Origin of the sequence: Micromonospora aurantiaca ATCC 27029 (genome assembly GCF_000145235.1) — a bacterium.
Classification (GTDB): Bacteria; Actinomycetota; Actinomycetes; order Mycobacteriales; family Micromonosporaceae; genus Micromonospora; species Micromonospora aurantiaca.
Genome location: NC_014391.1, coordinates 4,523,560 through 4,548,842, shown reverse-complemented (window position 1 = coordinate 4,548,842; position 25,283 = coordinate 4,523,560). Strand labels below are relative to the sequence as shown.

The window sequence follows — 25,283 nt, the reverse complement described above, 5'->3', positions numbered from 1 at the left end:
CCCTCAAGCTTCGCTGTACCGCCTTGCCGCGTCGTGCCACATGTCGCGCAGCGACGCGTCGAGCGCGGTCCGCGGCTGCCAGCCGAGCAGCCGCGCCGCCCGGCGGTTGTCCGCCCGGGTCCAGTCTCCGCCCTTGCTCTGCACCGCGGCGCCCTGCTCGTCGATCGTGTCGGGCGGCAGTCCGGCCGCGGCCAGGAGCCAGTCGACGAGCTGCCGCATGGCGACCGCCTCGCCGCGGCCGACGTTGATGACCTGACCCACCGTGCTCTCGGGCGCGCGGGCCGCCCGGACGACCGCGTCGGTGAGGTCCCGCACGTCGAGGTAGTCGCGGCGCGCGTCGGCAATCGTCATCGGCACGCGGTCGCCCGGCCGGACGTCGCGGATCCGGTCGAGGACCGCGCCGAGGAAGCTGGCGGAAGTCGTGCCCGGCCCGCACACGTTGACCGCGCGCAGGACCACGCCCCGTGCGGTGCCGGCGGCGGTCGCGTTCAGAAGCGCCTGTGAACCGGCCAGCTTCGTCCGGGCGTATCCGGTCTGCGGCTCCGGCGTGCGGCTTTCGTCGATCAGTGTCCCGGCCGGCACCGGGCCGTACTCGTGGATGGTGCCTATGTGGACGATGCGCGGCGGATCGGGCATGAGTGTGCTGGCGGCGACCAGCCGTTCGACGATCTGGACGTGGGCGAGGTGCATCGCCTCGGCGCTGAGGACCCAGCCCCCCGTCGCGTTCACCACGATCTCGGTGCGGTGTGCGGTCAACGCTGCGGCGAGCTGCGCCGGCGCAGCCTCCGCGAGGTCGAGGCGGAGGGCGGAGCCCGCCGCGGATGGGCGCCGGGCGATGCCGAGCACGTGGTCACCGGAGGCACGGAACGCCGAGCACACGTGCTGCCCGACGCCACCGGTGGCCCCGAGTACCGCGACCGCGGTGCTCACTCGCGACCCCGGGGCGCGGCGAACAGTTCGCTCTCCAGCTTCTGGCACTGTGCGTAGTCCGGTAGCAGGCCCAGTCTGCGGGCCTCCTCGATCGTGGGCGCGGACCTGTCCCGATCGGAGAGCACCCGCTCGACGCCGGTCGGCAGCGGCAGATTCAGCGCCGGGTCCAGCACGTTGACCGCCTTTTCGTGCGCCTCGACGTAGCCGTCGGAGAGCATGTACGACACGACGGTGTCGTCCTCGAGCGCGGCGAAGGCGTGGGCCACGCCAACCGGCAGGTAGACGGCCCGGAACGCCTCTTGGTCGAGCAGGACCTGATCGAACTGCCCGAAGGTCGGGGAACCGACTCGGATGTCCACGACGAAATCGATCGTCTTGCCCCGCGCGCAGTACACGTACTTGGCGATTCCGGGCGGGGTGAGGGTGAAGTGCGCGCCCCGGACCACGCCCTTGCGTGAGCGGCTGTGGTTGGTCTGGGCCACCGGAAAGAGTGGGTGGCCGAGCGCCTCGACGAAGGCGGTCTCCTGGAAGGGTGAGACGAAGATCCCGCGGTCGTCGGGGAAGACCCGTGGGGTGAATTCGACGGCGCCTTCGACCTTCAGTGCGCGGGCCTGCATGGTGGATGACATTCGGTGCTCCCGAATCGGTTGGGCGATGGACGATCAGTTCGGACCGGCGGTGACCGGCCGACGATGCTGCTCGGTGAGCAGTTCGAGGGCGGGAACGATGTCGGCCGGTGTCGGGGCGCCGAGCACCTCGCGTCGCAGCCGCGCCGCCGCCTCGCGGTACGACGGATCGATCAAGACACGGCGGACGGCCGCGGCCAGGGCCGGCGCGGGGAAGTCCGGGTCCCGGATCCACACCCCGGCACCCGCACGTTCGATCAGCTCGGCCTTGTATTCGGTGTCCCACATCAGGTCGGGCACGACGACCTGCGGTACGCCGTGCAGCAGCGCGGTCTGCATCGAGCCGGAGCCGCCGTGGTTGATGATCGCCGAGCAGGTTGGCAGCAGCACGTCAAGGGCCATGAAATCGACGACCCGGACGTTTGACGGCACCGGGCCGAGGCCGGCGAGTTGCCGCGCGTCGAGCGTAGCGACGATCTCGGCGTCGATGTCGGCCGCGGCGGCGAGCAGTTCGGCGCTCGCGGTGCGGTCGCGGCCGAGCACGTCGCGTCCGCTCTGACCGAGCGTCAGGCACACGCGTGGCCGGTGCGCCGGGGCGCACGTCATCTCCGTCGCCGTGGCCGCGCCGTTGTAGGGCACGTACCGGACCGGCACGCGAAGCTGGTCGGTGGCGAGCCCGACCGAGGGTGGCACGGGATCGATCGTCCACTGCCCGACCACGGCTTCCTCGGCGAACGCGACGCCGTACTTGTCGAGCGCGCTGCCGAGCCAGTCGCGGAACGGGTCGTCGGGTGCGTCGTGACGCCGGTACTCCATCCGTGCGCGGGCGATCAGGTCGAGTCCGAACAGCAGCCGCGCGTGCGCGGCGCCGCCGGCCATCGCGGCGACGGCGCCGCCGAACGTCATCGTGTCCCAGACGACGAGGTCGGGCCTCCAGTCGAAGACGAGGTCGACGAGCTGTGCGATCATCGGCTCCGGGTTCAGTGCTCGGTAGACGTCGGTGGATATCGCCAGGGCGGTGCGCAGGTATTCGCGCGTGCGCCGGTCGGGCCGCCGGCAGCTCAGGTCGGCCAGTGCCGTGAAGTCGACGGAGCCGTCGTCGGGCCGGTCGATCTGTTCGGACAGGGCGAGCGGCTCGCCGACGGGCACGAACAGATGGCCGGTCCGCGCGACGGCGTCGGCGAGATCCGGCTGGCCCGCGATCCGGACGTCGTGCCCGGCTGCGCGCAGCGCCCACGCGATCGGCACCTGGATCTGCAGGTGCGAGGGGGCAGCGAACGTCGTGAACAGGACCCGCATGAAGGTCTCCTCGAATGCGGACGGCGGCTGCCTCAGGCCCAGAGATTCGCACCGGGCGCTTGCGATCCGCTCGAGTCGGACTCGATGACTCCGTCTCCGCTTTCGAGCCGGAGAAGTGGGATCAGGATGTGCCAATCGTGGAGTACGATCTCCAAATTAGTTGCACCCATGTTCCGCTCTGGGCCACTATCCTGCTAGGCTGGGTCAATGGTCACGGAGGTGCCGGAGTCCGGAACGCGCAACCGAACCCGGCGCGCGATTCTCAACGCTGCGGCGTCGGTCTTCGCGCACAATCGTTCGGCCACCCTGGCCGACGTCGCGGTGGCGGCCGACGTGGGTCGTAGCACACTGCACCGCTACTTCCCCGACCGCGACGAGCTGATCAACTCGGTGGTCGCCGACTGCTACACGGCGATCGAGCAAGCCGTCGTCGACGCGCACGTCGAGCAGGGCAAGCCGCTCGACGCCATGCGCCGCCTGGTGGCGGCCATGGTGGAGCTCGGCGACCGTCTGCTGTTCCTGTTCGGCGACCCACGGCTGGCGGAGGAGTTCGCCAACCGTAAGCCCGAGAAGCCGCCGATCGTGCAGCCGGTCATCCTGCTGATCGAGCGAGGTCAGCAGGAGGGGGTCTTCGATCACGCCGTTGATGCGCGGTGGATCCAGCACGTCCTGTGGTCGCTGGTCTATACCGGCTGCGAAATGTCCGGCCAGGGCATGATGTCGCGGCACGAGGTCACGTCGACGGTCATCCGCACGCTCGAGCGTGGTGTCGTCCGCGACGCGTGAGCGCGACCGGACACCACCCCTACAAGCCATTGGGAGCAACGATGAGGATCCTTGTGACCGGTGCGACGGGTTACGTTGGCCGCAACGTCCTGCCGCAGTTGGTGTCCGCCGGCGTCGACGTCCGCGCGCTGACCCGCGACCCGGCCAGGGCAGAGGTGCCGGCCGGCGTGGACCTGGTCCGCGGCGACCTGAGCCGGCCGGACTCGCTGAGCGAGGCGCTTGAAGGCGTCGAGCGGATGTACCTCTTCCCGGCACCGGAGACCGCGCGTGAGGTAGTCGCCCGCGCCGTGAAGGCCGGCGTGCGGCGCATCGTCGTGCTGTCGTCGGGGGCGGTGACCACGGGTTACGACACCGACTTCCACCTGCCGGTCGAGCGGGCAGTCGAGGAGTCCGGCCTGGAGTGGACCCATGTCCGGCCCGGCGAGTTCGCGACCAACACTCTGCACATGTGGGCGCCGTCGATCCGTGCCGAGAACGCAGTGTACGACCCGCATCCGGACGCCGTCGGCGTGCCGACGCACGAGCGTGACGTCGCCGACATCGCTGCTCTCGCGCTACTCGAAGACGGGCACACAGGTAAGGCCTACACCATCGTCGGGCCGCAGCCGCTCACCCACGCCGAGCAGCTGGAGGCGATCGCCGCGGCGGTCGGACGGGAACTGTCCTTCAAGGACGTCACCGCGCAGGAGGCATTGGCGTACTACCAGGCGCTCGGTGGCTGGGCAGCAGCGAACGCACCGTTCCTGCTAGGTCTCGTCACGTACTCCAACGAGGAGACGACGCCAGAGGCCGAGCACCAGTACGACAAGGACACGGTGGAGGAGCACCCCACGGCCGAGAGTGTGACCAACCGGCCCGGGCGCACGTTCGCGCAGTGGGCTCAGGACCACGCCGACGACTTTCGCTGACGGGCTGCCCAGCGCGCTTCGAGCCGGCCACCACGGCCGGCTCCTAGCTTCGCGGTATGCGGGTACTCCTGACGACCTTCGCGGTCCGGTCCCATATCTACAGCCTCGTGCCGATCGCGTGGGCGCTACGTGCGGCCGGCCACGACGTGTGCGTCGCGACCCACCCCGAGGGGGAGGAGCACGTCGTCAGCGCCGGCCTGCCGTTCGCAGGGGTCGGCGAGCCGATCCCGAGCGTCGGTGAACAGGACACCGGCGGGGACGTCGAGAGCGGGGCCGCGCAAGACGGCGGCGGGACCTTCGGTTGGGCGGACTGGCCGGAGCTGCTCGACCTCGCCGAGACCGACCCGACGACGCTCACCTACGACTACCTTCTCGGCGTCTTCGCGGCGTACACGCCGATGGTCTTTCGGTACTACACCGACGGCATGGTCGACGGCCTGGTGGAGTTCGCCCGCAGGTGGAAGCCCGATCTGGTGCTGTGGGACACGATGTCGTTCGCCGGCCCGGTGGCGGCGGCGGCGTGCGGCGCCGCCCATGCGCGGGTGCTGTTCGGACTGGACATCCTCGGCCACGCCCGCGGCGCGTTCCTGCGCGCGGCCGCACGACGCCCCGCGTCCGCATGCGACGATCCGCTGCGCGAGTGGCTCGACGGCGTGCTGCGCAGGCACGGCCGCACGTTCAGCGAGGAGGTGGTGGTCGGGCAGTGGACCGTGGATCCGGTGGTGTCCTCGTTGAGCCTGGGCACCGCATCGCCCCGCATCGGCATGCGATACGTGCCGTACAACGGGCCCTCGGTCGTTCCGGCGTGGCTGGCCGAACTCGATCCGGAGGTGCCCCGGGTATGCGTCACGATGGGAATCTCACACCGGGAGATATGGGGCGCGGACCGCGTACCCGTCGCCCGGTTGCTGGACGGGATCGCCGACCTGGGCGTCGAGGTGGTGGCGACATTGTCGGGCGGTCAGCGCGACGGCGTCGACACCGAGCGCGTACGGGTGGTGGACTTCGCGCCGCTGGACGCGCTGCTGCCGCTCTGCTCCGCCGTGGTGAGCCACGGCGGAGCCGGTTCGTTCCAGACCGCGCTCGTGCACGGGGTGCCGCAGGTGCTGGTGCCGGACATGCTGTGGGACACCGGTTTGAAGGCGAGCCGCCTCGAGCGGCTTGGCGCGGGTCTGCGCGTGCGGGAGGTGCCCGCGACGTCCGCGCTGGTGGAGCGGGCCCTGACTGACAGACGGCTTCGCGACCGGGCGACGCGGCTGCGGCGCGAGGCCCTCGGCATGCCGGCCCCCCGCGAGGTGGTACCAGTCCTCGAACGGCTGACGGCACGTCACGGCGTCAGGTGAGGGACAGGCCCCCGTCGATCGGGATCACTACGCCGGTCAGGTAACCGGCGTCCGGCTCGACGAGCTTGCGCACCCAAGTGGCGATCTCCTCCGGCGTGCCGACCCGTCCCGCCGGCGCACGGTCGGCCATCCACTTGAGGAAGTCGGCGTACTGCTCCTCCGTCATGCCGCTGCGGACCCCGATACCCGTATCGGCGACACCGGGCGCGATCCCCACGACCCGGATCCCGTGCGGAGCCATCTCGACGGCCCAGGTGCGGGTCAGGAAGTCCAGCGCCACCTTACTCGCGCCGTACGCCCCGTTGGCGGGCCACGTCCGCTGGCCGAGCGCGCCCGCCGTGCTGATGTTGACCACCACGCCCCGGCTGGCCGCGAGGGGTTCGAGAGCACACCGCGTCAGGTGGATCGGTGCCATGACATTCGTCGCGAACTGCGACTGGATCTCCTCCTCCGTGGTGTCGGCGAGGAGCTTCGCGACCGACGTGGCGGCGTTATTGACCAGGACGTCGATCCGCCCGTACGCCTGCTGAGCCGCGTCGACGACGGCCTGCGGTGCGCCGGGAGCGGTGATGTCGGCGACAGACGTCCGGATGCCCGGGTAACCCTCGGCGGTGTCCCTCAGGCTCGCCGCAGTACGGCCGACGATCAGGACGTCATCGCCCTGCTCGGCGAACCCGCGGGCCACGGCGCGGCCGATGCCGGTGCCGCCGCCGGTGATGACGATGCTGCGCCTCAGCGCGGACTTGTTCCCATTACCCATGGCCGGATTCTGCGCTCCGCACCTCGAGCGGGTCTGTCTGGAGACCGGACCGTCGGGTACGTGTGGGCGAGCGCCGTTCGAGCCGGGTTCGAACCGGTGACGATCGGCTGCTGCCAGGGTCGGGCAACCGCCCCGACCATCGGTAGGAGCACCGCATGAGCAGTCAGACCGACGCCGTACGGCGCGTGATCAACGCGTTCAACACCGGCAAGACCGACGACGTCGACGAGTACATCCACGACGAGTACCTCAACCCGGCGACGCTCGAACACGGCATCTCGCAGGGTCCGAAGGCCTTCGCGATGGTCGTCGCCTGGGTACGCCGGACGTTCTCCGAGGAGGCGCACCTCGAAGAGATCAACGTTACCGAGAACGGCGAATGGGTCCGCGCCCACCTTGTGCTGTACGGCCGTCACGTCGGCAACCTCGTCGGGATCCCGCCGACCGGCCGGCGCTTCGCCGGCGAGCAGATCCACCTCTTCCGGATCGTCGACGGCAAGATCCGCGACCACCGCGACTGGCCCGACTTCCAGGGCACCCTGCGCCAGCTCGGTGACCCGTGGCCGGAGAACGGCGGGTGGCGGCCGTGACGACGCTCAAGGCCTCGGACTACAAGACCGAGGTGGCCGCTGCTTTCGACCGGGTCGCCGGGACCTACGACCGGCTCGGGGTCGAGTTCTTCGGACCGATGGGGCGACGGCTGGTCGAGCGTGTCGCGCCCGCACCCGGCCACCGGGTCCTCGACGTCGGCTGCGGCTCCGGCGCCTGCCTGTTCCCGGCTGCGGCCCGGGTCGGTCCGGCCGGCCGCGTCGTCGGCATCGACATCGCGGCGGGCATGGTCGAAACAGCCCGTGCCGAAGCCGCCCGGCGCGGCGTCGGCAACGTCGAGGCACGCGTCATGGACGGCGAACGGGTCGACTTCCCGGCGGCCTCGTTCGACGTCGTGATCGGCAGTTACAGCCTCATCTTCCTGCCCGACGTGCGCAGCGCGTTGCGCCGCTACGCGCAGGTGTTGGTGCCGGGCGGCCGGATTGGCTTCACCAGCCCCCAGTTCCGCACCGGCACCTTTCCCTTCCTCCCGCCGGTCTTCACCGAGCTGATTCCGAACGATCTGTTGCGCAGCCTGCCCGAGCAATGGCGGCCGGAGGCGCTGCAGCGGCGCTTCAACAGCTGGCTGGAGGGCCCGGCCGACCTGCGCGCGACAATGGAGGCGGCGGGATTCGTCGATGTCGACGTGCATGACGAGGCGGTACCGCTCGTCGCGGCCACCGGAGAGGTTTGGGTCGACTGGTCACACACGCACGGCATGCGGCTGATGTGGGACCACCTGACCGCCGACGACGCCGCCGCGCTGCGGGCCCGGCTCATCAAGGCCCTCGATGAGATGCGCGACGGCGCGGGACCGCTCGTCATCGACACCCCGGTCCGGTTCGTCACCGCGCAGACGCCTCCGGTGCGATAACGGGTCGCTGTGTTCGTCGGTCAGGTGACCGACGAACACAGCGACCCGGTCTTCTCTCGGGAGTCCGGTCAGAAGTCCGCGACGTGGTCGGCGGCCCATTCGGCGAGCGTGCGGGTCTGGCGGCCGATCACCCGTTCGGCATCGGGAGAGACCTGCGGTGGATGTTCGACCCACCGCTCCTCGAAGGCGAGGAGGTAGTCGGCGATCTGCTCCGGGAAGCCGAGGCCGATCAGGTCCGCGCGTGCCTCCGCCGGGCTCACCTCGATGAACGTGAGCGGACGGCCGATGCCGGTCGCGATCGCGGCCACCTGCTCACCCGGCGTCAGCTGCTGCGGACCGGTCACGCGGTACGCGGCGCCCACGTGGTCGTTGCTCGTGAGCGCCGCCGCCGCGACGGCCGCGATGTCGGCCTCGTGCACCGGTACGCCGCGCGCCGCCGGGTAGGCCGCACGCACCACGCCCTTCTCGCGGATCGAGCGACCCCAGGTGTCCAGCTTGTTGAGCGCGAACTCGCCGGGCCGCACGTGGGTCCACTCGAGGCCGGACTTCTCAATCGCGCGCTCCACCGGCAGGTGGTAGACGGTGTCGGTGCCGTCGGTGACCGCGTCCGAGGAGAGCACGACGGCGCGGCGGATCCCGGCGGCGCGGGCGCGCTCGGCCACCGCCCCGGCGGTTTCCGCGACCGGGAAGAGGAACATCCGGTCGACGCCGTCGAAGGCGGGACCGAGGGTGTCCGGTGCCGCGAGGTCGCCCCGGACGATCTCGACGCCCGCGGGTAACCCGGCGACGGCTGGTTCCTGGCGGGTCAGCGCGCGTACCTCGACGCGCAGGGCGAGGAGATGCGCGATGAGGTGCCGGCCCACGTTGCCGGTCGCACCGGTGATCAGAATCCTCATCGTCTACTCCCAGGCCCGAACGGATAGCCCGTGGTGGAACACGTCGAGCGGGTCGTATGTCCGCTTGACCCGCTGCAGCCGTGGATAGTTGTCGCGGTAGTAGAACGCATGCCAGGGCACCCCTGACCGGTTCCACGCGGGATCGGCGATGTCGACGTCCGGGTAGTTGATGTAGGTACCGCTGTAGGCCTCACCCGGCACCGGTACGCCGCCGGTGGAGGCGTACACATCGCGGTAGCACTCGCGGGCCCAGGTGAGGAGCTTGGTCTCCTGCTCGGGCGTGAACCACACCGACTGGATCACCGAGGCGAAGCGCGCGTCGCGGTGCGCCATCGCCGTGGACGCTGCATCGACGGTGTTCACCTTCCCGCCGAAGTACCCGATGAAGGCATTGCTGCCGTAGAACTCGTAGCTGCCCTCGGACAGATAGCGGTACAGGGTGGACAGTTGTTCGCCGGTCCAGCCCGTACGCAGGAACGCGTCCTTGGCCTTGAACGAGTAGTCGCCGGCAGGCGGCATCGACAGGGTGGCCTTCAGCCACGGAGTCACCGACCGTTCCTCGGTGTTGGTGATGCCGAGTCCGTCGGACAGCGCGGCCAGGTATCCGGTGAGCAGCGCGTCGGCATCCGGGCGGGTGCCGTCGACGTTCACCCCGAGCTGGATCTGACCGTTGATCTTATGGTAGAGGAAGATTCCCGCGTCGATTCCGGTGTCGGTCGTCCCGTCGCCGCCGTGCTCCTCGTGCCACCGGCAGAAGTTGTGGACGAGGCGGAGGAAGATCTGCTCGTTGATGTCGCTCCAGTTCCAGTTGACCGCGGCGTGCAGCAGCGTGGCGGGCGGCCGGGGCAGCAGGGCGGCTGCGCTGGCGCCCGTCGCGCCGGGGGAGCGCAGCAGGTAGCGGGTGACGACGCCGAAGTTCCCGCCGCCGCCGCCGGTGTGCGCCCACCAGAGGTCGCGGTTCGGGTCGTTCGGCGCCCGGGTCGCGACGACCGTGCGCACCCGTCCTGACGCATCGACGACGACGACCTCGACGCCGTAGAGATGGTCGGCCGCGAGCCCGTGCCGTAGCGCCAGCGTGCCGTAGCCACCACCGGCGAGGTGCCCGCCGATTCCGACACTGGGGCAGACGCCGGCCGGCAGAGTGACACCCCACGCGAGGTACAGCGTCCGGTACAGCTGGCCCAGCGTTGCTCCCGACTGCACGGAGATGGCCCGGTGCACCGGGTCGTAGGAGATGCCGCGCATCTCGGAGACGTCGATGACCAGGCGAACCTCGGGGCTGTCGACGAAGTCCTCGAAGCAGTGCCCGCCGCTGCGCACCGCGAGCCGGGCTCCGGTGCGCCGGGCGTCCCGGACCGCCTCGACGACCTGGGCGGGGGTATTCACCAGCCGTACCGAGTCGGGTGTGCCGGTGAAGCGGCGGTTCGCGCCCCGGATCGTGAGCTCCTGGTAGCGCGGGTCGTCGCGCCCGACGCTCACCGCGCCGAACTCGGGTGCGCAGCCGGCGGCCGCGGCGCCGCCGGGCGCGCCGATACCGCCGACGAGTGCGGAGCCGCCCGCGACGATCGATCCGCCGAGCAACCGGCGGCGGGTCAACGGGGTCATCGCTGCTCTCCGGCGACTTCCCGGTACAGGTTCGGTTCGCTGCTGCTCAGGGCTCGCAGGGCGCGGGCGTGCGGGGTGAATCCGGGTTGTGCCAGCGCGTTGTGGAATCGTTCGGCGTCGCGCCACACCGCGATGTTGACGTAGCTCTGCTCGTCGGTCGTGTGTCGCAGCAACGTGTTGCCGAGGTAGCCGTCCTGCGCGGCCATGAACGCGGTGGTCGCGGCGAACGTCCGTTCGAACTCCTCCGCGGACGCGTGCACCGTGAAGCGGTTGATGAATGTGACCGGTGCTACCGGTCCGGTCGGTTCGTTACCTGCCACCTGATCGCCCTTCGCTACGGTGCGGCGTCGGGCCTACCGGGCCCGGGCGCCGGTCAGGCTGGCAGGGACGCCTCGCGCGGGGATCGACGATCGCTGGTCGGCCGGCGCGTCACCGGCTCAGGTTGCGCCACCGGCGCACGGCCAGCGGGAGGAAGACCGCGGTGATCACCAGCGGCCAGACGATGGCCAGAAGGGTGGCGTGGTCCGCGGCCCAGGAACCACCGGTGCGCCCGGGATTGCCGAACAGTTCGGCGCTGGCACCGATGGTCGCCGAGAGTGGGTTCCATTCGGACATGACCCGTAGCCACGTCGGCATCTGCTCCGGCGACACGAACGTGTTGGCCAGCAGCGAGACCGGAAACAGCACCACGAACGACGACCCGGCGGCCTCCGGGGAGAGCCGGAGTCCGATGTAGATGCCCACCCAGATCAGCGAGTATCGCAGCAACAGCAGTAGCAGCACCGCCAGAACGGCGCTCTCCCAGCCGTTGTGCCAGCGCCAGCCGATGGCCAGGCCGCACAGGATCAGGCTGACCAGTTCGAGGAAGGAGTGGAACATTCCGGTGAAGCAGTGCCCGAGCACGACCGACGAACGCGAGATCGGCATCGAGCGGAGGCGGTCGGTCACCCCCTTGGAGCTGTCGTTGGCGACCGTCATCAGGGTGGTGACGATGCCGAAGAGCATGGTCTGGCCGAACAGGCCCGGCATGAGGTATTCGCGGTAGTTGTCGACCCCGTCGACGGCCATCGCGCCGCCGAACACGAAGCCGAACAGCACGACCATCTCAACCGGCCAGAACAGGCTGTATGCCATCTGAATCGGCACGCGAACCCAGCTGATCAGGTTGCGATGCCACATGACGAAGCTCTCGGTCAACGTCCAGCGCAGGTGTCCGGTGAGGCGGTCCGGCGACGATACGACCGTCGGGTTCATCCGACCGGCTCCTTGGTCTGATCGATGGGTATGCCCTCCTGCGCCGGGTCTGCGGTCAGCCGCAGGAACACCTCGTCGAGGGTCGGCCTGCGCAGCGCGATGTCAGCGACGTCGATGCCGGCCTCAGCGAGCCGGCGCGTCACCTCGACGAGCGTGCCGACCCGGTCTTTGACCGGAGCATTGATGCGGCGGGTGTCTGGCTCGCTGTGCGCACTCTGCGTCGTGACGCGTTCCACCAGGGCGGTAGCCGCGGCCAGCTCAGCGGCGTCGCGCACGACGATGTCGAGCTGGTCGCCGCCGAGGGTCGACTTGAGCTGCTCCGGGGTGTCGTCGGCGATCACGCGGCCGTGGGCCATCACGGCGATCTGATCGGCGAGCTGGTCGGCCTCGTCGAGGTACTGCGTCGTCAGCAGAACGGTGGTACCGCCGTGGGTCAACATGCGCACGGCGTTCCAGACCTCGTTGCGGCTCCGAGGGTCGAGGCCGGTGGTCGGCTCGTCGAGAAAGAGCAACCGTGGGGCGAGGATGAACGCGATGGCAAGATCGAGCCGGCGGCGCATGCCGCCGGAGTAGTGCCGAACCTGCTTGTCGGCTGCGTCGGTGAGCCTGAACTGTTCCAGCAGCTCGTCGGCGCGGATCCGCGCCGCCCGGGCCGGAAGATGGTACAGGCGGCCCCACATGCGCAGGTTCTCGCGGCCTGTCAGCATCTCGTCGACGGTCGGCTGCTGCCCGGTGAGTCCGATCTGGAAGCGCACCCGGGCGGGCTCGCGTACCACGTCGAACCCGGCGACGGTCGCGCTGCCGCTGTCGGGCAGAAGCAGGGTTGTCAGGATGCGCACCGCGGTGGTCTTGCCCGCGCCGTTCGGGCCGAGAAGGCCACACACGGTGCCCTCCATGACCGTGAGGTCGAAGCCGTCCAACGCCTTCGTCTTGCCTAGCTTCTTGCACAGGTCACGGGCGATGAGCGCAGGTCTGGTCGGCATGCTGCGCCTCCTCTCGGCGCCCTGAATCTAGCACACGAAACTCCAGTAATGGAACACTGATGTTCCATTGAGATTCGATCTCTTGGCAGAATGGGCTTCGCTGGTACTCTTTCGTAAGGCATCGACGTACTCTTTTCACTCACAGGGGCATGTTTCCGGCGGGGGCTGGCGGGTGCTCACCGACTCGCTGAGGTGTTGATGAAGATCGATTCACGATCGGAGCCCGACTCGACGTCACCGGCGATGGGGTCGCCTGTTGGTCACGTCCGCCCGACGACATTGATGATCGTGGATGGCCACGACCTCATCCGGCACGGGGTGCGCCAGATCCTCGAGACCGAGCAGGATCTGTCGGTCGTCGCCGAGGCCGGTGACAGCGTCACCGCAGTGACCGTCTCGATGGCGGTCCGGCCCGATGTCGTCGTGCTGGACATCGAGATCCCGGGTGGCGACCCCGTCGGCACGGTGCGCCGGATCAGGGAGGGGTCACCCGACACGGCCGTCATCATCCTGAGCATGCTCGATGGCCCGGAGCTGGTGCGCGATCTGCTCGAGGTCGGCGTGCGGGGCTATCTGCACAAGAGCGTGGCGCGGCACGACCTGGTGAGCGCGGTCCGAGCCGTCTCGCGCGATCGGGCCCGGGTCGTGCTCGGAGTCTCGCGCAGCAGCCTCGACCATGTCTACGGCCGGCGCGACGAAGTGCTGTCGCCGCGCGAACTCGAAGTGCTCGCTGCTACCGCCGAGGGCCTCAGCAACGCACAGATCGCGACCCGTCTGTCTCTCGCGGAGACAACCGTGAAGCGGCACCTGCGCAACATCTTCGCCAAGCTCAGCGCGGTCTCGCGAATCGATGCCGTCAACAAGGCGGTGGCCGCCTCGATCATTCAACCTCCGGGCGCCCGCAATTCCTCCCGGCCGGGCCTCGTCGCAGGGGCGGTGCGGCCCTTTCGTGGTCGCACCAAGAATTGACAGGGGCCTTAAGGCCGGTCAATCTCTCGGCTGTCCAGCATTCCCAAGATGGCTGCAAAATATGTTTACATGCATGCAACAAATTGGGCGCCCAACTCGTCGCCAACGCCACCTCTGAAATGCCCATATCGACGCTCTACTACTTTCGATACCACTCTCTGCTTCCTTTGTGCACTGCGGTCCCGAGTCTTTGGCCTGCGGTGTAAAGGTCGTTTACGCTCGACCTCGTCTACACCGAACGTCGAGTTTGGGGGACTCAATGGACTTTCGAGTGCTCGGGCCTCTGGAAATGTACGCCAACGGACGGGAGGTCGTTCCTACCGCACCCAAGCCGCGCCAGGTCATTTCGCTTCTCCTGCTGCGTCGAAACGCCCTCGTGCAGACCGGCGAGCTCATCGACGAGCTGTGGGAGCAGGACCCTCCGGCAAGCGCGATGACGACCCTGCAGACCTACGTGTACAAGCTGCGCCGGGCCCTGGTCGGGTGCGGGTCGGAGCCGATCCTGTCCACCAAACCGGGTGGCTACCTGCTCAACGTCCCGGACGAGGCGGTCGACCTGTACCGGTTCGAGACCGACGCCGCCGAGGGACGCGCGCTACTGGAGGCCGATGACGCCGAGCGGGCCGCGACGACGCTGCGCCGTGCCCTCGCCCTGTGGCGCGGGGCCGCGTTGGTCGACGTGGTGCCCGGCGCGTTGCTCACCTCGTACGTGACCCGCCTCGAAGAACTCCGGGCCCGCATCCTCGATTTGCGCATTCAGGCCGATCTCACCCTCGGCCGGCACAACGAGCTGGTCAGTGAACTGAAAGCCCTCGTCCTCACCCGCCCGCTCGACGAGCAGCTGCACGCTTCGCTCATGCTGGCACTGCACCGCTCCGGCCGCCGTCAGGAGGCCCTCGAAGTCTTCCGGACCCTGCGCGGCAGAATGATCGAGGACCTTGGGCTCGAACCGGGCCACGCCCTCGGCGCGCTGCACCATTCGCTGCTGTCCGACGCCCCGATGGTGCCGAGCCAGCCCGGGCCGCCGGCACGTGAGCGGATCGTCGCCGGCGGGCAGACGCCCGCCGAGCCGGCTCCGGGTCGCCGGACGGTGTCCGAACAGCCCCGGCCCGTGCCCACCGCCCCGGCGAGTCAGCTGCCGCGGCCCGCCCAGCTGCCGACCGACATCGCGGACTTCACCGGACGGGCCGGCGTACTCGCCGAACTCGGCGCACACCTCGCGATGGACGCGGACGTCGGGTCGCGGACCGCGACCCGCATCGGGTTCATCACCGGCATGCCCGGTGTCGGCAAGACCGCCCTCGCGACGCACCTGGCGCACCGGCTGCGGCGCTCGTACCCCGGGGGTCAGCTGTACGCCGACCTCAACGGCTCCTCAGGCCGGGCCCTGGACCCGGCCGAGGTGTTGCACGGCTTTCTGCGGACGCTGGGTCTGGCGGAGGAGCACATCCCCGACGACCTCACCGAGCGGTGCAAGACGTACCGGTCGGCGACGGCGGGACGACGACTCCTGGTGCTTCTCGACGACGCCGCCTCCGTCGACCAGGTGCGGCTACTGCTGCCGAGCGACCCGCGGTGCGCGGTCGTCGTCACCGGACGTCGCCGCCTGTACGGGCTGGGCGGCCTCTGGAACATCGATCTCGACGTGTTCGACCACGCCGAGAGTCTGGAGCTGCTCGCCCGCATCATCGGCCGGGACCGTGTCGATCGCGAACAGCGGGCCGCCCGCACCCTCGTCGACATGGTGGGCCGGCTGCCGCTCGCGTTGCGGTGCATCGGCGCGCGGCTCGCCGCGGTACCGGCCCGCTCGCTCAGCGGCATGGCCGAGCATCTGCAGAGATCGCGCGAGGTACTCGACGAGCTGTGCCTCGGCGAGCTGGATGTGCGATCGGCATACGACGCGAGCTACGACCTGCTCAACCGGGTGGAGCAGAGCACCTTCCGGCTGCTGAGCATGCTGCCGCACGGGGAGTTCACCGCTGAGGCCGTAGCCGACCTGCTCGGCTGGGAGGTCCCGCCGGCGGAGCGGCTCCTGGAGCGGTTCGCCGACAACCACCTGCTGAAGGTGAGTGTCGTACCCGGCGCCCGAGACCAGCTGCACTACTCGTTCCCGAGGGTGGCGCACCTGTACGCCCGGGAACGGCTCGACTCGGTGCTGTCGACGATGCGTAAGTTGCCGCCGAACCCGATCGAGCGGGTGTCGAGCAGCCGATGAGGCGTGCCCGCCAGGGTCGCCTTGGTTCGCACGTACGCCCGCGCTGAGAGGTGCCCGTTGTCTGGATCCGGTTCTGTGCTTCGGATGGGCGTGCTCGGGTGCGCCGACATCGCCATCCGGCGGTTGATGCCCACGATCGCAGGGCTCGACGGTGTCGAGGTCGTCGCGGTGGCCAGCCGGAGCCGGTCCAAGGCCGAACAGGTCGCCGGCCGGTTCGGCTGCGCGGCGGTGACCGGCTACCGCGATCTGCTCAAGCGCGACGACGTCGAGGCGGTGTACATCCCGCTGCCGCCGCGGCTGCACTACGAGTGGGTGGCGGAGGCGCTGCAGGCCGGCAAACACGTGCTCGCCGAGAAGCCGTTGTGCACCACGCACGTGGAGACGGTCGAACTGATGGCCGTCGCCCGCGAACGCGGACGTGTCCTCGCCGAGAACTTCATGTTCCTGCACCACTCGCAGCACGACGCAGTCCGGGCCATGGTCGCCGCCAACGCCATCGGCCGGCTGCAGGTGTTCTCCAGCTCGTTCGGTGTGCCGCCACTCGATCCGGCCGGGTTCCGCTACCAGCCGGCCCTCGGCGGCGGCGCACTGCTCGACGTGGGGGTGTACCCGCTGCGGGCGGCGCAGCTGTTCCTGCCGGAACTCGAGGTGCTCGCCGCCACGCTGCGGTACGACGAGACCACCGGCGTCGACGTGGCCGGATCCGCCCTGCTGGCCGCGCCGGACGGCGTGGCGGTACAGCTGGCGTTCGGCTTCGACCACTCCTACCGGTGCGAGTACGCGCTGTGGGGCAGCACCGGCCGGATCGCCGTCGACCGGGCGTTCACGCCGCCGGACCAGCTGAAACCGCCGGTCCGGGTGGAACGCCAGGATCAGGCCACCGAGTTGGCGATGCCGGCCGACCCGCAGGTACGCAACGCGGTGCGGGCGTTCGTCCAGGCGGTTCGCTCCGGTGTCGACGGGCCGATCGAGGAGCGGGCCACCCTGCGGCAGGCCCAACTGGTCGAGGCGGTCCGCGACGTGGCACGCGTGACCGGTTCCCCGGCGAGAATGCTGCGTGCGGCCGGATGACGGTGCCGCACGCCCTCACTGTCGGATACCGACGAACAGGCCGCGCCCGGTCGGCGGGCCGGGGAGGAACTCGATCGAGCATCCGGCATCGCGGAAAGCTGATTCGTACTCCTCACGCGTGAACAGCGTCAAGCGGTCGATCTCCACGAACTCGCGGATACCCGACTCGTCGGCGACCAGGAACCGGACCTCCATCCGGGTGGCCCGGCCGTCGAGTGTCGAATGGGAGATCCGGGCGATCGTGAGGTCCTCACCACGGGCCAGGTCACCCGCCACGTAGCCCTCGATGAACTGTTCAGGGAACCACCAGGGCTCGACGACCAGGACCCCTCCGGGCGCCAGGTGCCGCGCCATGCAACCGATGGCGGCGCGCATCTCCTCGACCGTGTCCACGTACGCGATCGAGCAGAACATGCACGTGATCGCGTCGAAGGTGGTGTGCAGGTCGAAGTCGCGCATGTCGCCGGCCCGGATGTGGACGCCGGGCAGCCGCAGCCTGGCCCGCTCCCGCATCGGTTCGGCCAGTTCGAGGCCCTCGACGTGCGCGAATCGGCGGGACAGCGCTTCGAGATGGGCCCCGGTTCCGCAGGCGACGTCGAGCAGCGTGCGCGCCGCCGGGCGGTGCCGGCGCACGACCTCGTCGACGAGGACGGCTTCGGCGCCCCAGTCCTTGCCCCGGCTCTGATAGATCCGCTCGTACACGTCGGCCAGATCGGCGCTGTACATCGGCGCTCCTGCGAAAAGGGGAGGGTGTCGGCCAAGAACCCTGGCAGAGCCCGCTCGCGGCGTGCTGAACGGCTCACCAAGGTGTATCGAGCCGCGTTGCAGCGGTTCCCGAGCGCGTGCTGCGAACGTCGTGCCGACCTAGCCTGGCGCAGCGAACGGATGAGGGGCCGGCGCATCGATGAGCGACAACGTATGGGACTACCTCGGCGAGTACGAGACCGAGCGGGACGACATCCTCGACGCGGTCGACACCGTGTTCCGGTCCGGTCAACTGGTGCTGGGCCAGAGCGTAAAGGCGTTCGAGGCGGAGTATGCGGCCTGGCACGGGATGGCCCACTGCGTCGGCGTCGACAACGGCACGAACGCGATCAAGCTCGCGCTGCAGGCGGCCGGGGTCCGCCCGGGCGACGAGGTGATCACGGTGTCGAACACTGCAGCGCCGACGATCGTCGCGATCGACTCGGTCGGCGCGGTGCCGGTCTTCGTCGACGTCGACAGTGACACGTACCTGATGGACAACTCAGCGGTGAGCAGCGTGGTCGGCCCGCGGACCACCTGCATCCTGCCGGTGCACCTGTACGGACAGTGCGTCGACCTGACCGAACTGCGCGCACTCGCCGACGCCCACGATCTGATCCTGCTGGAGGACTGCGCGCAGGCGCACGGCGCGCGCCACCGCGGCCGGCTGGCCGGAACGACCGGTGACGCCAGCGCGTTCTCGTTCTACCCCACCAAGGTGCTCGGCACATACGGCGACGGGGGAGCGGTCGTCACCGACGACGACGAGACGGCCCGGCGGCTGCGCAGGCTGCGGTACTACGGCATGGAGGAGCGCTACTACGTCGTCGAGACGCCCGGTCACAACAGCCGCCTCGACGAGGTCCACGCGGAGATCCTGCGCCGCAAGCTGCGCCGGCTGGACAGCTACATCGCGGCTCGGCGGGCGGTGGCCGACCGGTATGCCGCCGCGCTGGCCGGGACGGACCTCGCGCTGCCGGTGGTCGCACCCCACAACGAGCACGTCTACTACGTCTACGTGGTGCGCCATCCCCGGCGGGACGAGATCATCGCCGCTCTGCGCGAGTACGACATCAACCTCAACATCAGCTATCCCTGGCCGGTGCACACGATGACCGGCTTCGCGCATCTGGGCTATGCCGAGGGCGCCCTGCCGATCACGGAGAAGCTGGCGGGGGAGATCTTCTCGCTGCCGATGTATCCCGCGCTGGAGCCGGCGAAGCAGGACCGGATCATCGATGCGCTCCAAAAGGTTCTGGCCAAGCTGTGACCGGGCCGGTGCGCGAGCCTGCTCGCGCGCCAGTAGAGCGCGGATCCAGCCATCGTCGGCGGTTACCCGTGACGGGTGCGCGACCGTCGAGACTTCGCACTTGGTAACGACGACGGAGGACTGCCGCATGCCTGTCCTGCCCCCTGCCACGACGTTACGGGTCGATCGTGAGCCGATCCACCTGCGCCTAGCCCGCTCGGCTCTCGTCCGCGACGGCGCCGGCGTTGCGGACGTCCGGGGCTGGTTTGACGAATTCGCCCGGCGCGCGTACACCGACGTACGCCGGATTCCGTTGTCGGCGCTGAAGAGCTGGCACACCGACCCGGCGACCGGCGACATCCGCCACGACCTGAGCAAGTTCTTCGTGGTGCAGGGCATCGACGTGGCGGTTCCCGGCGGGCCGGTCGCCCACTGGCGCCAGCCGATCATCCACCAGCCGGAGATCGGAATTCTCGGCATCATCGCCAAGGAGTTCGACGGGGTACTGCATTTCCTGATGCAGGCGAAGGTGGAACCGGGCAACGGCAACGGCCTGCAGTTGTCGCCGACCGTACAGGCGACCCGAAGCAACTACACGCGGGTACACAACGGCCGTGCCGTGCCGTACCTGGACTACTTCCGCCACCCCGGTATGCACCGGGTGATCGGTGATGTACGCCAGTCCGAGCAGGGGTCCTGGTTCTACCGCAAGCGCAACCGGAACATGGTCGTCGAGGTGACCGGGGACGTCGAGGTGCTGGACGGGTTCCGCTGGCTCACGCTCGGCCAGATCCATGCCTTGCTCAGCGCAGACGATCTGGTGAACATGGACGCTCGCACCGTGTTGTCATGCCTGCCGTTCGCTGGCGCCGGTGTGCACAGGGTGCTGTCCGGCGGCGGCGCGATCCGCGAGTCGCTGATCCGTGCCTGCGACGAGACCGCCGGCAGTCTGCACACCACGGGCGAGGTCCTCAGTTGGATCACCGAGATGCGCTGCGGGCTCGACGTCGAGACCCGGCGGATCCCGCTGAACGAGGTGACCGGCTGGCATCGGACTGAGGACGCGATCGTCCACGAGAGCGGCCGGTTCTTCTCGGTCATCGGAGTCGGCGTCTCGGCGGGCGGGCGTGAGGTCGCCCACTGGACGCAGCCGATGATCGAGCCGGTCGGCACCGGGCTGATCGGACTCCTGGTGCAGGACATCGGCGGCGTGCTGCACGTCCTCGTGCAGGCCAGAGTCGAGCCCGGGTATCTCGACGTCGTCGAACTCGGTCCCACCGTGCAGTGCATCCCCGGCAACCACGAGATGCTGCCACCCGGCGACCGGCCGCGGTTCCTCCCAGACTTTCTCGACGCGCCTGCCGACCAGATCCACTTCGACACCGTGCTGTCCGAGGAGGGCGGTCGATTCTTCCACGCGCTCAACCGGTACATGATCGTCGAGACCAGTCGCGGCGCCGAGCTGGAGCATCGGGCGTTCCGCTGGATCGCCGTGCACCAGCTTGTGGCGCTGCTGCGACACAGCCACTACCTGAGCGTCCAGGCGCGCAGCATGCTCGCCTGCCTGCACAGCCTGATCACCTGAGCACCCGCCGGCCGCCCGGCGGTCAGGCGGGGCGGTCGTCGGTGTCGTTGAGCGGCAACCGCAGCCGTATCCGCAGTGCCGCCAGCCGGTCCGCTCGACACGTGCAGCTTCGATGATCGCCGTCAGGGAGCCGGAGAGCTGTCACGGAGGAGGAAGCAGAGAGTCAGACGCCGATCAGGTCTACGAGATCCGCGGGCGTCGGCCGCTGCTCCATCTCTCCGCGCAGCCGCACGGCCGACCGCCTGTACGACCCGTCGGCGAGCAGTTCGTCGATGGCACGGCGGATCGCGGCGGCGTCGACGAGGTGACCCGGTAGCTGAACCGCAGCGCCGGCGGCGGCCACCCGGGTCGCCGACGCGGCCTGTTCGGAGGCGAACGTCAGCAGCACCTGTGGCACGCCCGCCCAGAGCGAGGTCAGGGTGCTGCCGCCGCCTCCGTGGTGGACAACCGCTGAGCACGTCGGCAGCAGCAGCCGTAACGGAAGCCGCTCGAGTACCCGCACCGTCGGCGGCACCGGGCCGAGCTCGGCCACGTCCTGTGCGGTCGCGGTGAGCACCACCTCGGCGTCCAGGCCTTCGAGCGCACGCACTGCCTCGGGCAGCACGAACGAGCGGGGACCCGACATCGAGCGCAACGCCGTCGACCAGGACAGGCAGACCCGCGGACGGTCGATGGGTTCGAGCAGCCACGTCGGAGCCGGGGCGGTGCCGTTGTAGGGGACGTAGCGCACCGGCAGCCGCTCGGCCGCCAGCGGCGGTTCGACCGATGACGGGCACGGGTCGACGACCGTCTTGATCATGCCGGCGTCGAACGGGCCGAGACCGTAGCGGGCGAAGGAGCCGCTGATGTCATCCGGCACGATCCGCATGTGCTCTGGTTCGGCCGGACCGACCGGACCCCACAGCACCATGGCCGTCTTGACGCCGGTGACGAGGCCGGCGAGCAGGCCCTCCAGGCTCGCCGGGTCGTGCAGCACGAAGTCCGGCCGGAACGCCGTCGTGTACTCGACCGCGGCGTCGAAGCTGGCCGCGGCCCGGGCGGCGACCTCCGGGAGCTGACGCTCGCGAAACCCGGTCAGGTCGAAGTCGTCCAAGCCGTCCAGCTGCGCGCCGGTGATCGGATGCAACGGCGGCCACGGGTACGGCCATACCCCGTCGACCGCCTCCATGAAGTACTGCAGGCGGAGCCGGATCTCGTCCGACGGACTGTCCAGAATCGGCACCGGAGTCAGCCCCGCTGCGCACAGCGGCGCTACCTGCGACGGGGTGCACAAAACGCGCACCTCGTGCCCGCCGGCCTGCAGTGCCCAGCCGATCGGCACCATCACGGCGTAGTGGGTGGGCCAGGACGACACCGTGAACAGGACCTTCACCGCAGCTCCCTCGGTACGGATGCGCACGGCCTGCGCGTCGCCATCCTGGCCACATCCGGTCGAAAGGTGCTCGAGCGGGCGTCGATGCGTCGCCGACCGGAGCCGGGCAGAGTCGCCATGACACGACGTTCAGCACGACAGAAAGAGGTCCGTCGATGCCTGGACCACCCCACCGCAGCAACCATCCGGCTCCCCAGGTCGTACTCATCGGTGGCTCGCTGTGCGCATCGTCGCGCACCGGCCGGCTTGCCGTGTGGTGTGCTGGTAGATGCGCCGAGGAGGGAGCCGTCGTCACGTGCCTGCGCGGCGCCGACCTCGAGTTGCCGTTCTACCGGCCACACCGCGGGGACGGGCCGCAGCGGGTACCACGGATCGTGGCGGCCCTCGCCCGTGCCGACGGGGTCGTGCTCCTCTCACCCACGTATCACGGCACCGTCTCCGGCCTGCTGAAGAACGCTCTCGACTACGCCAACGACCTCGCCGACGCCCGTGAGCCGTTCCTCAGCGACCGGCCGATCGGCTGCGTTGCCATCTCCTCCGGGGAACAGGGCGCGCACTCCACCCTGGCCACCCTGCGGACCATCGCGCACGCGCTGCGCGGCTGGCCGACCCCGCTCGGCCTCGCCCTGCCCGGTGAGCGCGCCGAACTGGACACGACCGGAGCGCCCGCCGACCCCCGTACTCGGGCCGCTCTGGAGATTCTGCTGGATCAGGTACTCGTCGCCGCCCGCCGTCGGGTGCGGCCGACGGTGGCGGGAGCGCGGCGATGACGACATCGGTGCCGGCGGCCGGCATGTACGGCGAGGAACAGGCCGAGGTGTACGAGCTGGTGCACCGTGCCCGAGGCAAGGATTACGACGAGGAGGCCGCGTTCGTCGCCGAGCAGGCGCGGGCGTTGCTGCCCGGCGCTGCGACCCTGCTCGACGTCGCCTGCGGCACCGGTGCGCACCTGCGCGCGTTCGCTCGGCTCTTCGACCGGGTGGAGGGCCTGGAACTGTCCCCTGCGATGGTCGAGGCGGCCCGCACGAACATCCCGGGGGCGGTCGTGCACCACGGCGACATGCGCTCCTTCCATCTCGGCGAGCGGTACGACGTGATCACCTGCATGTTCGGCTCCGTGGGTTACCTCACCGACGTCGAGGAGCTGAACGCGGCCCTGCGGCGCTTCGCGGCGCACCTCTCGCCCGGCGGTGTGGTCGCGATCGACCCTTGGTGGTTCCCGGACACCTACCTCGACGGATACGTGTCGGCCTCCCTCGTCGAGGCCGACGGGACGACCGTCGTACGCGTCTCGCACTCCAAGCGCGACGGCGACGCTTCCCGAATGGAGGTCCACTACATCGTCGCTCGCCCCACCGGCGGCGTCCACCACTTCGTCGAGCAGCATCGCATCACGCTCTTCCCCCGCGACACGTATGAGAAGGCATTCCGGGGCGCGGGATTGAGCGTGCGCTACCTCGAGGGCAGCCAGTCGGGCCGTGGCCTCTTCGTCGGCTGTGCCGGACACCAGGAGGACTGAAGCCCTTTCCGAGCGCCGGGTGCCAGCATCGGCGGCAACCCGGCAGACCCCAGAGCATGAGGAGTTGGCATGTCGCCGCTGGAGAACAAGAATCGCTGCCTGCAGATGGTCGCCGCCTGGAACCGGGCAGACGTGTCGGGGGTGACTGAGCACTGGGCGCCCGACGTCACGCATTACAACCTGGACGGCGAGCCGCACGACACTGAACTCGTCCTGACGGCGATGCGTGGCTCGCTGGTGTCCTTCTCAGACCTGCGACTCGAAGTGAAGAGCATCCTCGCGGAAGGCGACCGGGTGATGCTCCGGTTGACCGCGACCGCCACGCACAGCGGTGAGTTCGCCGGGATACCGGCGACCGGGCGGAAGGTCACCTGGCACTACCTCGAGGAGCTGCGCTTCAACGAGGAGGGCAAGGTCGTCGAGCACTGGGACATATTCGACTTCGCCCCGCTGTTCCGGGAACTCGGCCACCCGGCACCGGCGCTCTGAGCGTCACGCCGGGCAGCGCCGGCAGTGTGAAACGGCCTCGTCCGGTCGCCGCGGGCGAGGCCGTTTCGCGTACCGGCTCACCTGGTGAGCTGCACCAACCGGGGAACGAGGTCGGCTACCGGCGGCATGGTGGCGGCCTCGGAGGCCGCGTCCCGAGCCGCCTCGCGCATCGAGTCGTCCTCGAGGAGCCGCCGGCACTCTGCAGGACCCAACTGGGCCGAACTGGTCGAGAAGCCGATGCCTCGCTTGACCAGCACGTCGCGCCCGATGTTCTGGAAGGAACCCTGCGGGATCACACACTGCGGCACCCCGGCGACGAGCGCGGTCATGATCGTGCCGCTGCCGCCGTGGTGGATGATCCCGGCGCAGGACTCCAGGAGCACACCAAGCGGGAGCCACTCGATGACGCGGACGTTCTGCGGCAACTTGCCGAGCAGCGCCTCATCACCGCCGCCCAGAGTGAGCACGAACTCGGCCTCGACAGAACCGGCGGCCTCGATGAACGGGGCCAGCTGGGCGATCCCACCCCAGCGGGCGTCGATCGTGCCGAGCGTGACCGCGATGCGCGGCCGCGCCGGCGCTTCCACGAGCCACTCCGGCAGGATCGCACCGCCGTTGTAAGGCTGGTACCGCACCGGCCAGGCACCCGGCGTGTGCGGACCGGGCAACAATGACTCGATGCTCGGCGCCATCGGCATGAGCCGGACCCGGGTACCGGGCGAGCCGCCGACAGCGTGCCGCTCGTAGTCGGTGGCCATCGCCGCACGGATCAGCGATGGCAGCTGCTCCTCACCGTCGGCCGGCCCGAGCGGCAGTTCGGCGCAGGGTATCCCGAGCGCAGCGGCGACGAGTGGCCCGGCACCCTGCGTCGGGGTGTACACGACCAGGTCCGGCCGCCACTGCTTCGCGAACGCGAGCGCGCCGTTCACCACGGCCCCCGAGACCCGGGCGAACATGGCTGCGAGATCAGCGACGCCCGCCTCGTCGGAGTGCATCGGGTCGACGCCGTCGGTCTCGTCGGGGATGAACAACTTCGCGTAGTCGGCGCCGGGCGAGGCGTCGACGCCACACAAACCGGCCTCGGCGACGGCATGGATGTCGCCGCCACCCGCGTACCGGACGTGGTGGCCCGCGGCCTGAAGGGCGCGGGCGAGCGGCACGGTGGGCAGGATGTGGCTGAGCCCGGGGGACGGGATGAACAGGACGCGCATGGCTCTC

General features: G+C 69.7%; 25 protein-coding genes. 13 read left to right on the top strand and 12 right to left on the bottom strand.

Translation table 11 applies throughout. From position 1 onward, the window contains the following. Positions 1-3 precede the first annotated feature (3 nt). Genes MICAU_RS19915 through MICAU_RS19905 form a run of 3 tightly spaced genes read right to left on the bottom strand, consistent with a single transcriptional unit; the run spans position 4 to position 2,990 of the window. Positions 4-930: an NAD-dependent epimerase/dehydratase family protein gene (locus MICAU_RS19915; protein WP_013287153.1), complete on the bottom strand. Its 927-nt coding sequence runs from the start codon at positions 928-930 to the stop codon at positions 4-6. Next, the gene (locus MICAU_RS19910) at positions 927-1,547 is read right to left on the bottom strand and encodes a dTDP-4-dehydrorhamnose 3,5-epimerase family protein (RefSeq protein WP_174361802.1); all 621 of its coding nucleotides are present in this window, start codon (positions 1,545-1,547) and stop codon (positions 927-929) included. Before MICAU_RS19910 ends, MICAU_RS19915 begins: the two co-directional genes overlap by 4 nt. Before the next feature lie 45 nt (positions 1,548-1,592). After that, positions 1,593-2,990, bottom strand: a complete 1,398-nt coding sequence (locus tag MICAU_RS19905; protein WP_244879630.1) for an activator-dependent family glycosyltransferase — start codon at positions 2,988-2,990, stop codon at positions 1,593-1,595. 72 nt (positions 2,991-3,062) lie between these two features. On the opposite strand from MICAU_RS19905, the gene MICAU_RS19900 reads away from it, so the two are divergent. From MICAU_RS19900 to MICAU_RS19890, 3 genes are read left to right on the top strand one after another with little or no spacing between them, the layout of a single operon-like run. Next, positions 3,063-3,641 (top strand): TetR/AcrR family transcriptional regulator, encoded by a 579-nt coding sequence (locus MICAU_RS19900; RefSeq protein WP_013287150.1) that lies wholly within the window; start codon positions 3,063-3,065, stop codon positions 3,639-3,641. A 41-nt stretch (positions 3,642-3,682) separates the two neighbouring features. Further along, positions 3,683-4,549 (top strand): SDR family oxidoreductase, encoded by an 867-nt coding sequence (locus MICAU_RS19895; protein ID WP_013287149.1) that lies wholly within the window; start codon positions 3,683-3,685, stop codon positions 4,547-4,549. A 56-nt stretch (positions 4,550-4,605) separates the two neighbouring features. Further along, positions 4,606-5,892, top strand: coding sequence for an activator-dependent family glycosyltransferase (locus MICAU_RS19890; RefSeq protein ID WP_013287148.1), 1,287 nt, complete (start codon positions 4,606-4,608; stop codon positions 5,890-5,892). Here the strand turns inward: MICAU_RS19890 and MICAU_RS19885 are convergent. Continuing rightward, positions 5,885-6,652 (bottom strand): SDR family NAD(P)-dependent oxidoreductase, encoded by a 768-nt coding sequence (locus MICAU_RS19885; RefSeq protein WP_013287147.1) that lies wholly within the window; start codon positions 6,650-6,652, stop codon positions 5,885-5,887. The two genes, MICAU_RS19890 and MICAU_RS19885, sit on opposite strands and share 8 nt — an antisense overlap. 155 nt (positions 6,653-6,807) lie before the next feature. Here MICAU_RS19885 and MICAU_RS19880 point away from each other — a divergent pair, with 155 nt between their 5' ends. Together MICAU_RS19880 and MICAU_RS19875 are read left to right on the top strand one after the other, a co-directional pair. Then, the gene (locus MICAU_RS19880) at positions 6,808-7,242 is read left to right on the top strand and encodes an ester cyclase (protein ID WP_013287146.1); all 435 of its coding nucleotides are present in this window, start codon (positions 6,808-6,810) and stop codon (positions 7,240-7,242) included. Continuing rightward, positions 7,239-8,114 (top strand): class I SAM-dependent methyltransferase, encoded by an 876-nt coding sequence (locus tag MICAU_RS19875; protein WP_041799270.1) that lies wholly within the window; start codon positions 7,239-7,241, stop codon positions 8,112-8,114. The genes MICAU_RS19880 and MICAU_RS19875 overlap by 4 nt, the downstream gene beginning before the upstream one ends. Positions 8,115-8,182: 68 nt before the next feature. Here MICAU_RS19875 and MICAU_RS19870 read toward each other — a convergent pair whose 3' ends face one another. The 5 genes from MICAU_RS19870 to MICAU_RS19850 form a co-directional block, all read right to left on the bottom strand. Continuing rightward, a complete protein-coding gene (locus MICAU_RS19870) occupies positions 8,183-9,010 on the bottom strand; it encodes an NAD(P)H-binding protein (protein WP_013287144.1) in 828 nt (275 codons plus the stop codon). 3 nt (positions 9,011-9,013) lie between these two features. After that, a complete protein-coding gene (locus MICAU_RS19865; protein WP_013287143.1) occupies positions 9,014-10,615 on the bottom strand; it encodes an FAD-binding oxidoreductase in 1,602 nt (533 codons plus the stop codon). Then, positions 10,612-10,935, bottom strand: a complete 324-nt coding sequence (locus MICAU_RS19860) for an antibiotic biosynthesis monooxygenase family protein (RefSeq protein WP_013287142.1) — start codon at positions 10,933-10,935, stop codon at positions 10,612-10,614. The genes MICAU_RS19865 and MICAU_RS19860 overlap by 4 nt, the downstream gene beginning before the upstream one ends. Before the next feature lie 109 nt (positions 10,936-11,044). Next, positions 11,045-11,869, bottom strand: a complete 825-nt coding sequence (locus MICAU_RS19855) for an ABC transporter permease (protein WP_013287141.1) — start codon at positions 11,867-11,869, stop codon at positions 11,045-11,047. Beyond that, positions 11,866-12,852, bottom strand: a complete 987-nt coding sequence (locus MICAU_RS19850; RefSeq protein ID WP_013287140.1) for a daunorubicin resistance protein DrrA family ABC transporter ATP-binding protein — start codon at positions 12,850-12,852, stop codon at positions 11,866-11,868. Before MICAU_RS19850 ends, MICAU_RS19855 begins: the two co-directional genes overlap by 4 nt. A gap of 198 nt (positions 12,853-13,050) precedes the next feature. On the opposite strand from MICAU_RS19850, the gene MICAU_RS19845 reads away from it, so the two are divergent. From MICAU_RS19845 to MICAU_RS19835, 3 genes are all read left to right on the top strand, one after another. Next, on the top strand, positions 13,051-13,821 hold the full coding sequence (locus MICAU_RS19845; RefSeq protein ID WP_013287139.1) for a response regulator: 771 nt from the start codon (positions 13,051-13,053) through the stop codon (positions 13,819-13,821). Between the two features lie 259 nt (positions 13,822-14,080). Continuing rightward, a complete protein-coding gene (locus tag MICAU_RS19840; protein WP_013287138.1) occupies positions 14,081-16,036 on the top strand; it encodes an AfsR/SARP family transcriptional regulator in 1,956 nt (651 codons plus the stop codon). Positions 16,037-16,120: 84 nt separating this feature from the next. Beyond that, the gene (locus MICAU_RS19835) at positions 16,121-17,107 is read left to right on the top strand and encodes a Gfo/Idh/MocA family protein (RefSeq protein WP_030268087.1); all 987 of its coding nucleotides are present in this window, start codon (positions 16,121-16,123) and stop codon (positions 17,105-17,107) included. Between the two features lie 15 nt (positions 17,108-17,122). Here MICAU_RS19835 and MICAU_RS19830 read toward each other — a convergent pair whose 3' ends face one another. Next, a complete protein-coding gene (locus MICAU_RS19830) occupies positions 17,123-17,833 on the bottom strand; it encodes a class I SAM-dependent methyltransferase (RefSeq protein ID WP_013287136.1) in 711 nt (236 codons plus the stop codon). Between the two features lie 178 nt (positions 17,834-18,011). Here MICAU_RS19830 and MICAU_RS19825 point away from each other — a divergent pair, with 178 nt between their 5' ends. Beyond that, positions 18,012-19,121 carry a DegT/DnrJ/EryC1/StrS family aminotransferase gene (locus MICAU_RS19825; RefSeq protein ID WP_013287135.1) on the top strand — a complete coding sequence of 370 codons (1,110 nt, stop codon included), beginning with the start codon at positions 18,012-18,014 and terminating at the stop codon, positions 19,119-19,121. Positions 19,122-19,248: 127 nt separating this feature from the next. Next, entirely contained in the window at positions 19,249-20,685 is a 1,437-nt protein-coding gene (locus MICAU_RS19820) for an NDP-hexose 2,3-dehydratase family protein (RefSeq protein WP_013287134.1), read from the top strand. Positions 20,686-20,848: 163 nt separating this feature from the next. Here the strand turns inward: MICAU_RS19820 and MICAU_RS19815 are convergent, their stop codons facing one another. Continuing rightward, positions 20,849-22,057 (bottom strand): nucleotide disphospho-sugar-binding domain-containing protein, encoded by a 1,209-nt coding sequence (locus tag MICAU_RS19815; RefSeq protein WP_013287133.1) that lies wholly within the window; start codon positions 22,055-22,057, stop codon positions 20,849-20,851. A 155-nt stretch (positions 22,058-22,212) separates the two neighbouring features. Here MICAU_RS19815 and MICAU_RS19810 point away from each other — a divergent pair, with 155 nt between their 5' ends. From MICAU_RS19810 to MICAU_RS19800, 3 genes are all read left to right on the top strand, one after another. Continuing rightward, positions 22,213-22,827: an NADPH-dependent FMN reductase gene (locus tag MICAU_RS19810; RefSeq protein WP_013287132.1), complete on the top strand. Its 615-nt coding sequence runs from the start codon at positions 22,213-22,215 to the stop codon at positions 22,825-22,827. Beyond that, positions 22,824-23,576 carry a class I SAM-dependent DNA methyltransferase gene (locus MICAU_RS19805; protein WP_013287131.1) on the top strand — a complete coding sequence of 251 codons (753 nt, stop codon included), beginning with the start codon at positions 22,824-22,826 and terminating at the stop codon, positions 23,574-23,576. The genes MICAU_RS19810 and MICAU_RS19805 overlap by 4 nt, the downstream gene beginning before the upstream one ends. Before the next feature lie 69 nt (positions 23,577-23,645). Then, positions 23,646-24,065, top strand: a complete 420-nt coding sequence (locus tag MICAU_RS19800; protein ID WP_013287130.1) for an ester cyclase — start codon at positions 23,646-23,648, stop codon at positions 24,063-24,065. A gap of 77 nt (positions 24,066-24,142) precedes the next feature. Here the strand turns inward: MICAU_RS19800 and MICAU_RS19795 are convergent, their stop codons facing one another. Further along, on the bottom strand, positions 24,143-25,276 hold the full coding sequence (locus tag MICAU_RS19795) for a nucleotide disphospho-sugar-binding domain-containing protein (RefSeq protein ID WP_013287129.1): 1,134 nt from the start codon (positions 25,274-25,276) through the stop codon (positions 24,143-24,145). Positions 25,277-25,283: the final 7 nt, after the last annotated feature.

Coding starts and splice junctions, on each gene's coding strand:
- MICAU_RS19885 (WP_013287147.1), bottom strand. CDS start 6,652: ATGGGTAATGGGAACAAGTCCGCGCTGAGGCGCAGCATCGTCATCACC.
- MICAU_RS19895 (WP_013287149.1), top strand. CDS start 3,683: ATGAGGATCCTTGTGACCGGTGCGACGGGTTACGTTGGCCGCAACGTC.
- MICAU_RS19870 (WP_013287144.1), bottom strand. CDS start 9,010: ATGAGGATTCTGATCACCGGTGCGACCGGCAACGTGGGCCGGCACCTC.
- MICAU_RS19850 (WP_013287140.1), bottom strand. CDS start 12,852: ATGCCGACCAGACCTGCGCTCATCGCCCGTGACCTGTGCAAGAAGCTA.
- MICAU_RS19855 (WP_013287141.1), bottom strand. CDS start 11,869: ATGAACCCGACGGTCGTATCGTCGCCGGACCGCCTCACCGGACACCTG.
- MICAU_RS19890 (WP_013287148.1), top strand. CDS start 4,606: ATGCGGGTACTCCTGACGACCTTCGCGGTCCGGTCCCATATCTACAGC.
- MICAU_RS19830 (WP_013287136.1), bottom strand. CDS start 17,833: ATGTACAGCGCCGATCTGGCCGACGTGTACGAGCGGATCTATCAGAGC.
- MICAU_RS19835 (WP_030268087.1), top strand. CDS start 16,121: ATGGGCGTGCTCGGGTGCGCCGACATCGCCATCCGGCGGTTGATGCCC.
- MICAU_RS19805 (WP_013287131.1), top strand. CDS start 22,824: ATGACGACATCGGTGCCGGCGGCCGGCATGTACGGCGAGGAACAGGCC.
- MICAU_RS19910 (WP_174361802.1), bottom strand. CDS start 1,547: ATGCAGGCCCGCGCACTGAAGGTCGAAGGCGCCGTCGAATTCACCCCA.
- MICAU_RS19795 (WP_013287129.1), bottom strand. CDS start 25,276: ATGCGCGTCCTGTTCATCCCGTCCCCCGGGCTCAGCCACATCCTGCCC.
- MICAU_RS19820 (WP_013287134.1), top strand. CDS start 19,249: ATGCCTGTCCTGCCCCCTGCCACGACGTTACGGGTCGATCGTGAGCCG.
- MICAU_RS19865 (WP_013287143.1), bottom strand. CDS start 10,615: ATGACCCCGTTGACCCGCCGCCGGTTGCTCGGCGGATCGATCGTCGCG.
- MICAU_RS19900 (WP_013287150.1), top strand. CDS start 3,063: ATGGTCACGGAGGTGCCGGAGTCCGGAACGCGCAACCGAACCCGGCGC.
- MICAU_RS19845 (WP_013287139.1), top strand. CDS start 13,051: ATGAAGATCGATTCACGATCGGAGCCCGACTCGACGTCACCGGCGATG.
- MICAU_RS19880 (WP_013287146.1), top strand. CDS start 6,808: ATGAGCAGTCAGACCGACGCCGTACGGCGCGTGATCAACGCGTTCAAC.
- MICAU_RS19810 (WP_013287132.1), top strand. CDS start 22,213: ATGCCTGGACCACCCCACCGCAGCAACCATCCGGCTCCCCAGGTCGTA.
- MICAU_RS19840 (WP_013287138.1), top strand. CDS start 14,081: ATGGACTTTCGAGTGCTCGGGCCTCTGGAAATGTACGCCAACGGACGG.
- MICAU_RS19825 (WP_013287135.1), top strand. CDS start 18,012: ATGAGCGACAACGTATGGGACTACCTCGGCGAGTACGAGACCGAGCGG.
- MICAU_RS19800 (WP_013287130.1), top strand. CDS start 23,646: ATGTCGCCGCTGGAGAACAAGAATCGCTGCCTGCAGATGGTCGCCGCC.